The 3842-nt window shown below is 54.3% G+C and carries 3 protein-coding genes and 1 pseudogene; 2 read left to right on the top strand and 2 right to left on the bottom strand.

Annotated features, from left to right (window positions below):
* Positions 1-537: 537 nt before the first annotated feature.
* Complete coding sequence (locus tag F3J08_RS16645) at positions 538-1977, bottom strand: calcium-binding protein (RefSeq protein WP_166931847.1); 1440 nt, start codon at positions 1975-1977, stop codon at positions 538-540.
* A gap of 117 nt (positions 1978-2094) precedes the next feature.
* On the opposite strand from F3J08_RS16645, the gene F3J08_RS16640 reads away from it, so the two are divergent.
* Complete coding sequence (locus tag F3J08_RS16640) at positions 2095-2967, top strand: LysR family transcriptional regulator (RefSeq protein ID WP_166931844.1); 873 nt, start codon at positions 2095-2097, stop codon at positions 2965-2967.
* A 17-nt stretch (positions 2968-2984) separates the two neighbouring features.
* Complete coding sequence (locus F3J08_RS16635) at positions 2985-3215, top strand: transposase (protein WP_166931841.1); 231 nt, start codon at positions 2985-2987, stop codon at positions 3213-3215.
* 172 nt (positions 3216-3387) lie between these two features.
* Here the strand turns inward: F3J08_RS16635 and F3J08_RS16630 are convergent.
* A pseudogene (locus tag F3J08_RS16630) lies at positions 3388-3720 on the bottom strand (transposase); the annotation flags it as partial.
* Positions 3721-3842: the final 122 nt, after the last annotated feature.

The following is a 3842-nucleotide window of genomic DNA, read 5'->3' as shown; positions in this document are numbered from 1 at the left end:
CCTCATCCGTCATGTCAGACGGATAGCGTTTCGTCTTTCGGGCAATCCCGGCCATTCGGGCCCTCTGCTCTGGCGTCCACATCCAGAGCTTGAATCACACTTCAACGACTTTCCAAACAGGCTCTAACGCCGTTCTCTAAATAGGCTTGCCGTGGCGCGTGAACGACGCCGCTCAAATACAGTAGCTAATTTATAGTTTCTCGTGATGGGGATCGCTCATCAAGCATCGCGAGAGCGGACATTAGGGACGTTGCCAGCACTTTTGCTGCGTCCCGCGTGAGACGCAAATGCACCGTCGCCGATATCGAAATCCCCTCGCCGACGGGTCGCTCAGCTGCCAAGGTGGTGGTAACGACGTCTCCGATTGTACCGTAGACCGGAACCTTGTCTGCAAATATCATTGGCGCATTATCGACATTTGTCATTGCTATACGCTGACTATCTGCTTTGCGATTTATCTTGGTCATATTGTTCCTTTGAGCCTCTGCCAGTATTGAGAACCATCGACGTGCTTCGAATTTCGGCGTCCTTTGATGATCAGCTGATCTGGAAATTCGATGCCTTCAGATCGGTCACGCCGAGGAAGGTGACCTTCATGTTGTTGTCGAGCTGCAGCGTGGTGTTGCCGCCGGTCACGGTTGCGGTGGCGAGCAGATCCTTCACGGCCTGATCGGCATCGGCAGGCTTGTAGTTGTACATGAAGAACATGTTGCCGGCAGCACTGCCGAAATCGGTGATGGTGATGTCGCCGCCATTATGGCCTGCCAGAACACCGAAGGTGTTGGCTGCGCCGTCACCACCGGTCACGGTGGCGAAGCTGTCACCGTTCGAGTTCTCGAACTGTGTGCCGAACACGAAGTGATCGGAACCCGAGGTGCCGATAACCGTGTTGTTGCCTGCACCGGTCCAGGCTTCGAGCGTACCCTTGGAGGAGGACGCATCGATATACTGGCTGCCCGTTGTGTTGGGCTGGTTTGCGGTGAAGAGGGCGAGGCCGTTCGTGTCGACGGTAGCGCGCAGGTCGTTTGCGCCCCAGATCGTGCCGAGCCCGGCATTGATCGAGGTGTTGCCTGTGCCCGAGATGAACTTGAGAGCGCCCGACACGCTGATGGACTGGTCGCAGCCGTGATAGACCGAGAGGTCGCCCGCTGCCGAGATGGTGTCGCCAATGGCGCCGACGATGGTGCCCGAGTTGCCGGTAAAGTCGACCGTGGAGCCCGTGCCGCCGAACACCGTGCTGTTGATGCCGACAGAGATGCGGCTGCCCACAAGGGCCGCATCGACGACAGCCGAGTTGGACTGCAGCGTGACGATGGAGTTGCCACCCAGCAGGGTGACCGTGTCCGAGGCGTTTTCGACACCGGTGATCGTGTCCTGACCTTCGGAGGCGACGAAGTTCGCACCCGCGCCCAGGGTGATCAGGTTTTCGCCTTCGCCTGCGCGGATGTTGTTCACGCCGTTGCCAGCAACGATGGTGTCATTGCCGTCGCCCGTGGCGATCGTCCAGTTGCCTGTGCGGTCATCCGCGTGGAACAGGTTGTTGCCCATCGTCGAGACGAAAGTGCCGTTGTAGTTCCCGGCATAGAAGCTCACGCCTGCCGTATTGCCCGCAAGAATGGACAGGTTGTCCGTCACCACACCAGTAGCATCAACCGCAACCGGTGAGTTCAGGGGGGCGACCGGGGTGGTTTCCTCCGGGCTCAGATAGGGCGCACCCTGCGCACCGATCACGAGGTTGGAATACTTGCCCTGCATCGAAAAGGCGCCACCGGTCGTCACGACACCCTGGATGACGCTATTCGCCGAAGACGGACCAGCATTCGACCCGTTGACCAGATCAACTGAAGTCAGGTTGCCGCTTTTCGTCGCGTCCAAGATCTGCTTCGCGTAGCTCGAGGCCAGCGTCTGCATACGGGCACCTTCCACAGTGACCTGCACAGTCATACCAGACGAACCGACTACCGTTACGATCGCCATGCGAACAGCTCCTTCAATTGACGGATAACTACGTATGAACGTTATTTTGAGCGTATATTGCCGCGTTTTTTGGTGTTTATGATATACTATTTCTAGTTTTTATCATATGATGTAGGTATGGATCTTCGTCGCCTTCGTATGTTCATAGCTGTGGCAGAGCAAGGTAGTATCACGAAGGCTGCCAAATATTTACATATGGAGCAGCCACCATTAAGCCGGCAGATAGCTTCGATGGAAGAGGAGCTTGGCGTAAAATTGTTTTCAAGATCTAGAAGGGGAACGAATATCACGGAACTAGGCAGTTTATTTTTAAAAAAGGCCATTCTTTTACTTCGTGAACGAGATAATCTTCTCAATTATATTAAGACTCTAAAGAGGTCTCGCGACAAAATGATAAGAATAGGCTTCAGTGCCGGGGTGTTGAACGTCGAAAAGATTGTTATAGGTTTAAAAAAAACGAAAGACATCCAGCCGAATGTCCAATTTGAGTTGATTTCTGGCAATGCCGAAGATCTTACAGAAAGACTTCTGAATCACGATCTAGATATAATATTGATGTGGGGCTCATTGGAGAATAAAAGCATAAAATTATATAAAATATCCGAAGAAGAAATGTACGCTGCAATAGCTCGCAAAAAAATGCCCGAAATGTTGTCGCGCGTTACCCTTGCAGATTTATGCTCCGAAGATTTGATCTTATTCCCGAGAGAGGTCTGCAATGAGTTGTATGATGCGATCACAAAGTCGATATCATCTATTGGGGGAAAAACAGTAATCCGACCGATATCTCCAGAGATTAACTGTTTGCCGCCTTTAGTCGCTGCGGGACTGGGTAATGCAATCGTGCCGCTATCAATAACAAAGACATATATTCGCGATATTAGCTACTTCCCAATGGAGCCACGTATGTTCTGCCAAATCTTGGCGGCCGTCCGGAAAGAAGTGCCATCTCAGCTAGTCAAGTTGTTCGTCCATACCCTTCGGAAATAATCATCTCTTAATGAACCATGGCGCTCCTAGACGCATTGCCGCATGCCTCACGCTACGTCGTCTGCGATCGGGGCTATGCCTCGAACCGATTTCGCGAAGCCTTATGGGACAGAGGCTCACGCCCTGTCATTCCGCCCAAACGCAGCGAGCCGCAGGTCGCCTGCCCGAAATGGGCTTATCGGCACGGGCATCTGGTTGAAAACCTGTGGGCGCGCCTCAAGGAGTGGAGAGCCGTTACCACGCGATAAGAGAGAACCGCGACGTCTTTTTTGGCAGTCATCTGCATCGCCGCTGCAGATGACTAGCACTACAGTTGCGTTTTTATTTTGAGGTGCGCGAGGTATGCCGCTGCCTGATGGGTTCGTCGAAAGACGGACCAACGGAGGATGTGTGCGATCGGGATCTGGGCCTGGGTGATCTTCACGGCGAGGCGGCGGATTTCCTGGATCGACCAGCGAATGAGCTTTTGCGTGTTGGCAGCGGTCTTTTTTTGAGCGCTGCTGCGTTGGCCTGGGAGCGCACGGTCGCCATCATGGCGTAGGCGAGCATGACCAGCGAGACATGGCGGTGCCAGCCGCGCCAGGACCGCGTCTCGTTATGATCGAGGCCGAACTCGTTCTTCGCGGTCTCGAAGCCTTCCTCGATCCGTCAGCGCGTGCCTTCTACACGCACCAGCGTCTCCAGCAGCGTCCCTTGCGGGCACCATGTGGTGAAATACCGCAGATCGCCAGCCGCCGGATTGCGGCGGACTAGATGTTTGGTCCCGGGTTTTGATGGTGCAATCTTTTCATCGGAATGGAAGGAAGCACTATGGGCCAGGTTCACCACGGGAGCGCCACGACGACAGCGGCAGTCCGTCGAGCGATACAGCATAG

The sequence above is a fragment of the Asaia sp. As-1742 genome, assembly GCF_011753235.1.
GTDB classification, from domain to species: Bacteria; Pseudomonadota; Alphaproteobacteria; order Acetobacterales; family Acetobacteraceae; genus Asaia; species Asaia bogorensis_B.
The sequence above is the reverse complement of the archived record's forward strand: the minus strand, read 5'-3'. Positions and strand labels throughout refer to the sequence as shown.